This is a genomic window from Aurantimonas sp. A2-1-M11 (assembly GCF_036549475.1).
Taxonomy (GTDB): domain Bacteria; phylum Pseudomonadota; class Alphaproteobacteria; order Rhizobiales; family Rhizobiaceae; genus Aurantimonas.
Genome location: NZ_JAZHLI010000126.1, coordinates 1 through 5703, shown reverse-complemented (window position 1 = coordinate 5703; position 5703 = coordinate 1). Strand labels below are relative to the sequence as shown.

The following is a 5703-nucleotide window of genomic DNA, read 5'->3' as shown; positions in this document are numbered from 1 at the left end:
ACCAAACCGAACCAGGGAGCGACAGCCAAAACTGACGACAACCACCACCCCAGCCGCAGCAGCACCAGCCAACTTGGCTGTCGCTGACCGGACATCATGGTTGACGCGCTACACGGGTCCTCGCGACGAGGTGCTCTGCGATCTGGTGCCGGGGCTCATCGCAATCTTGCTACGAGACAGAGGGCCGCTTCATCGCGATTCTGGCCCGGAGGTGCAAGATTCCACACACCGCGTGATCCACCGGCGTTACGCTTCGTCGTGATGCTGGTCACTCTGACAGGAAGGCTGGATTGCTGGTTTCCTGCGGCATCGCCAGCCTCGTACTGCCCCTCGTCGGTCGGTTGGTACCGTCCCAGCGCGATCCGCCCGCAAGGAATGGGAACACCGTCGTCCCCAAACCAGTTCCCGTACATCGAGGCGGAAGCGACTGCCTCGTCACCATCTCGGGAGACAGACCTATGAGCGACAAGAAAGCAGAATCCCCAGGCGGCTGGGACGCCAAGATCAATGCGAAGCACAAGACAAAGGATGCTGCGGGCAAAGCCAGGGGCTACGAGGACGCCGAAGCGCAGAAGCGTGAAGACGGTCGCTCGCAGGAGACTAGCCGGGATTGAGGCGGCCAGCGGAAGAAATAGATCGACGTCGAATGTCGGAGCTACGGATTATCGATCGGCTCCGGCTGATGCTGGCACTAGGTCTGGCGCCATACCTCCTGCATGTCACAGGATCCGGGCGGCCCGGTAGTGCTGCTGGGTGATCTTAACTGCCGGGTCAGATTGCGGGTCGGAGGACCGGCGGCACCTGCGATGTCAGCTCTCCTCCAGCCAGACCGAGTCCATGGCCAGGAACAGCTGATACTAGCGCCGCTTGGAGCGCCGTTCTAGAAAGGTGAGCAACAGGGCGGCGGGTACAGCTAGGGCGAGGTTGCCGGCCGACAGCTTGGTCTTGGCTTCCGGCCGGGCCGCTGTGCCCCGCGAGCCGGCCTCGTCGGTGGCATCAGCTCCACCGGCTACGGTGTCGGCCACCGTCGCGCCGCGGGTTCCCATTGCGCTATCCGGTGGTGTCGTTGTGTCCTTGGCCGTCTGGCGCTCCATCTCGCTATTGAGTTCGCCTCCGACGATGAGAATGGTGACGGCCAGCCAGATCCACGTCAGGAAGCCGATCAGTGCGCCGAGTGAGCCGTAGGTCTCGTTGTACGAGCCGAAATTCGCAACGTACCAGGAGAACAGGCCCGACACCGCCAAGATGACCATAACGGATAAGATCGTTCCGGGAGTGATCCACTTCCATTTGGCATTCGCCCGATCTGGCCCCCAGCGAAACAAGGCTGCGATGGCCAGCGACGCGAGCACGAAGAGGCCGGCATAGGAACCGATGCGGATCAGCCATTCGGTTACGCTACCGAGACCGATCAAGTTGAGAACAGAAGGAACGACGACCACCACGGCGATCATGCAGATAATTCCGACAATGCCCGACAGCGTGAAGGCGAGCGACGTCATCGTGAGCTTGACGAAGCCACGGGTCTCATATTCTTCGTAAGCCACGTTCATCGCCTCGAAGAGCGACTTCATGCCCGCATTGGCACTCCAGAGCGCAATTGCCAAGGAAATAGCGAAGGTGATCCCGAGTGTCGTGCGGCCGCCTGAAGCAAGCCGCTCCATCTGCTCTTCGAGGATTTCCATGCCGCCACCCGGTACGATCCCGCTCAGCATCTGGGTGTGATCTTGTATCGTCGCGGGATCGAAGAACAAGCCGTAGATGGAAATCAGGGCAGAAAGGCCCGGCACCATTGCCAGTAGCAGGTAGTAGGTGACGCCGGCGGCGATCAGCATGACCCGATCCTCACTGATTTCCCCGTAAACTCGCCAGAGAATCTCCTTCCAGCCTCGCGCCGGTATTTCGGTAGGCTTCACTGCGTCGCGGCCGCGGGAGGATTGGCTCATGGATAACACTCGATGCATGGTGGCGGGCGACGGCGAGGACATTCAGGCTCAGCTTGAGCTGAACGACCGGAAACCCGTGGCGTTCCCGCGCCCTCTGAAACGAGGTTTCTTCGCTAGCGCTCTCGCGGAGAGCTGCGGGCGAGTGACTGGGGTTGAGCAGTAGACACGCACGTCTGCGCAAAGATCAGCAGGGCTTCCACGTGACGACGCGGGGGAACGGACCATAAACCCGCATGCTTCACATCTCACTGCGCGAAAGAAAGCCCAGAGGCTTTGAGTTTTCGCCTGCGGTTTGCGAACGGCTTCTCCGGCGGGGTCAAGTTCAAAATACTACAACAACAGGCCTTAGGGTTTCTCCGGAGCAGGAGGAAATGCGGAGGATTTGCGATTGATCAAACACCGCAGCAGGCCTTGGAAGCAGTCGCGCGGGCTCCTGCGACCGGATCTCTATTATCGTCGGGCAAACTGCAAAACGTATCGCGGCGGAGAACGGCATCACCAGTGAGGACCGCATCGACGATCTGGCGCGCTTCGCTATTTCAGGCGGCGTTCGACTGGGGTTTCGATTGACCCGGGATCGCGGGAGGTAATCGCGACGTTGAAAGCGACAATCCCGGCACGATCATCGCCCTATAACATCCTCGTAAAAGCAGGTGTTACCGCTCTTACAAAATGACTGTGCGACTTTCGGCTTTCTAGGCTTACGCGACCAGCCGGGCGACCACCTATCGGCAGCGGTGGGCTTGCCCCGCTCAGTCGTAGGGGTCCGCCCGGACGTCTCGACCACTGTAGACGGACATGGCGGGCTTTATGATTCTGGCAAGGCGCAGGTGAGGTCGCCTTGCCCAATTCTCGGCAGTATGACTTCAGGCTCCGACGATGGAGCCGCCATTCGGATGCAGGATCTGCCCCGTCATGTACGAGGAATCCTCGCAGGCGAGGAACAGGAGCGCCGGCGCGATCTCGTTGGGCTGTCCGGCCCGCTCCATCGGCGCCTGCTTGCCGAACCCCTCGACCTTTTCGGCTGGCATCGACATGGGAATGAACGGTGTCCAGACGGGGCCGGGCGCGACACCATTAACCCGGATCTTGCGGCCGAGAAGGTTACTGGCCATTGAACGGGTAAGGGCGGTGATCGCACCTTTGGTCGAGGAATAAGCGATCAGGGAATCGTTGCCCTTGTAGCTGTTCACCGAGGTCACATTCACGATGGCAGCCCCTTCGGGCAGATGATCCAGCGCTGCCTGCATCATGTAGACATAGCCGTACACGTTGGTCTCAAAATGTTTGGCGAGCTCGGCTTCGGAAAGGTTCTGGAGGTCGTTCTCCTCCATCTGGTGGGCGGCATTGTTGACCAGAACGTCCAGTCGGCCGAAGGCCTCGACCGTCTTGGCGACGGCATCCGCGCAGAGCGCCTTGTCGCGGACGTCGCCGCGGATTAACAGGCACTCGGAGCCCTCCGCCTCGATTGCGGCTTTGGTCTCCTTGGCGTCCCTGTCCTCATCGAGATAAAGGATCGCAAGCTTGGCCTTCTCGCGGGCGAAGAGCACGGCCGTAGCGCGGCCGATGCCACTGTCGCCGCCGGTGATGAGGGCAACCTTGCCCGCGAGCCGTCCCGAGCCGGGGTAGCGCGGCTTATAGTCCGGCGCCGGGGTCATCTCCGTCTCGCGGCCCGGGGTCGTGTCCTGATGCTGGGCGGGAATGGAAGGGGGCATGGGCTGGCCTCTGGTTCGTTTCCGACGCCTGGTAAGACGCGGAGAGGCCTTGTACTGTTCCTGTTCGGATCGAAGTCATCGGGTTGCGCCTCTTGCTACAGCGATGCCGTTGGCACGTTGGCCACATCACTTTTGCCTGACCCGCGGTGTGTCGCTGTCAATGTTTGATAGTGACAAGCCGGTGAATGAACGTTGCCCTCAGGATGGGAACATATATTGGTCGATTGCGGACCCGTTTTCGATCCACGCAGGCAGCCTTTTCGCCTTCCGCTCGGCATCGAACCCATCGGCCCAGAGCGCATGTTCGGAAGAGCGCGGCGAGTGCGGATTGAAAGCCACAGCTCCGTCTGCGCGGAAGGCTCTACGGCCAGCTTTCCACACGGCTCGCTCGCATTCGGCGGCCGCGATCTTTTCGGCCAGGTCGCTGGCAGTATCTACCATTCGCTTTTCCCGACGTCCGGAGGCTGACTATTTTTGCCCATAAGGCCCGGACACCGATTCTGGTCAACGCTCAGATATGCGCGTCGCGGTGTCTGGCGGGGTCTGATAGCCGCTCTGCCGCTCGATCTCGCGCATGATGGTGTTCCACTGGCGCGCATCGTCCTCAGCATCGACAACCTGCGCCAGCCGATGCTTGTCGCTGGCGATGGCCCATGCCCCCTGCGGACCATGCACTTCGATGAGGGCCGTGGCTTCATGCCGGGTCCCGGCAGAGCGCCGGAAGATGCGGGCAAGCAGACTGCGAATCATGGATTCTCGAACCCTGTGCTCGTGCCCCGTCGTCCCGGCACCTGCGCCTGGACCCGCATGCTGACATTCCGACCGCGACAGTCGACGCACACGATCGGCGGCTTCCATCCTACGAAGACCTGATGGCGGCCCCACAGGTGGATAGCGCCGTCGAGATCGAGACCGAGCTTCCGGCTGCAGTCGTCACAGTACCAGACAAGCCCCATCTCGTTGTCGGCCAGCTTGCCGAGCGTGTCGATGGCTTTCGAGGCTGGANATCGAGACCGAGCTTCCGGCTGCAGTCGTCACAGTACCAGACAAGCCCCATCTCGTTGTCGGCCAGCTTGCCGAGCGTGTCGATGGCTTTCGAGGCTGGAGATGGCATCGCGCCCGCTCCCTTTTCACGGCATTCCATGTGTCGACCACGACACCATAGCAAACGGCGCGGAGCAACCCGTCGATGACCTGCGCGCTGTCCGAGCGCGACGGCTGCACATGATCAGACGATGGCGCAGGGTTCACGCCGTCATAGGGCGTTTGCGTAGGTTGCCTGTGCATCCTTTTCGGTCGTCGGCTGTTTGCCGAGAGAAACAAGCAAGGAGAAGACGCATGGCTACCCAGCTTTCGATCCTCGAGACCCTTACCGATACCGCCGTCGACAGCGCCCTCGGCTACGAAACCGCCTCGGAGAAAGCAGAGAACAGTGGTCTGAAACAGACACTCCGGGAACAGGCAGGAAAGCGCCGTGATACCGTTCGCATATTGAATGCCGAAATCGTCCGCCTGGGTGGCAAGGCCCGGGAAAGTGGCAGTACCATGGGCGCTGCCCACCGTGCCTTCACCAGCTTGGCCGATGCCTTTGAGGACAGCAACGAAGCGGCTGTAGAGCGGGTAGAGGAAGGCGAGGACTACATCGAGAAAAAATTCCGCGAAGCCTTAGACAGTCAGGATCTCACGGCCGAAACGCGAGGTGTTGTCCAGCGTGCGCACGTTGAGATCAGCAAAGGCGAGCGGATCGCCGATACCCTGAAAAAGCAGTTTGCCTAAGGATTGATCACGGAGCCGCCGAACCGATCTTAGCGTTTGGCGGCTCCTGATTACCGGACTAGCAGCTGTTGTGGGGAGCCAAACGAAGGGATTCGGTGGCTCTACCGGCACCAGCTTTTCCCGGCTCCCTCAGCGGATTATCGGGGCGAGTACTGATAGTGTCCCACCATGTGGTGTAGCTGACGGCGATGGCCGAGCGGTTCCGGCCAAGCCGGATTGATCAGCGTGCCACGGCTGGCAGGCTAACGAACGGATCATCGCTCAAG

6 protein-coding genes are annotated in these 5703 nt (G+C 60.9%); 2 read left to right on the top strand and 4 right to left on the bottom strand.

The window, feature by feature from the left end:
• The first annotated feature begins 458 nt into the window (after nucleotides 1-458).
• The gene (locus VQ042_RS24470) at nucleotides 459-614 is read left to right on the top strand and encodes a hypothetical protein (protein ID WP_331822880.1); all 156 of its coding nucleotides are present in this window, start codon (nucleotides 459-461) and stop codon (nucleotides 612-614) included.
• Nucleotides 615-857: 243 nt separating this feature from the next.
• Here the strand turns inward: VQ042_RS24470 and VQ042_RS24465 are convergent, their stop codons facing one another.
• The 4 genes from VQ042_RS24465 to VQ042_RS24450 all read right to left on the bottom strand — a co-directional run bounded on the left by VQ042_RS24465 (nucleotide 858) and on the right by VQ042_RS24450 (nucleotide 4411).
• Nucleotides 858-1835: a YihY/virulence factor BrkB family protein gene (locus VQ042_RS24465; RefSeq protein ID WP_442880227.1), complete on the bottom strand. Its 978-nt coding sequence runs from the start codon at nucleotides 1833-1835 to the stop codon at nucleotides 858-860.
• 977 nt (nucleotides 1836-2812) lie between these two features.
• Nucleotides 2813-3661 (bottom strand): SDR family oxidoreductase, encoded by an 849-nt coding sequence (locus tag VQ042_RS24460; protein WP_331822878.1) that lies wholly within the window; start codon nucleotides 3659-3661, stop codon nucleotides 2813-2815.
• A 198-nt stretch (nucleotides 3662-3859) separates the two neighbouring features.
• Nucleotides 3860-4102 (bottom strand): hypothetical protein, encoded by a 243-nt coding sequence (locus tag VQ042_RS24455; protein ID WP_331822877.1) that lies wholly within the window; start codon nucleotides 4100-4102, stop codon nucleotides 3860-3862.
• A gap of 63 nt (nucleotides 4103-4165) precedes the next feature.
• Nucleotides 4166-4411: a hypothetical protein gene (locus tag VQ042_RS24450; RefSeq protein WP_331822876.1), complete on the bottom strand. Its 246-nt coding sequence runs from the start codon at nucleotides 4409-4411 to the stop codon at nucleotides 4166-4168.
• Between the two features lie 588 nt (nucleotides 4412-4999).
• On the opposite strand from VQ042_RS24450, the gene VQ042_RS24445 reads away from it, so the two are divergent.
• Entirely contained in the window at nucleotides 5000-5437 is a 438-nt protein-coding gene (locus VQ042_RS24445; RefSeq protein WP_331822875.1) for a ferritin-like domain-containing protein, read from the top strand.
• The last annotated feature ends 266 nt before the right edge of the window (nucleotides 5438-5703 follow it).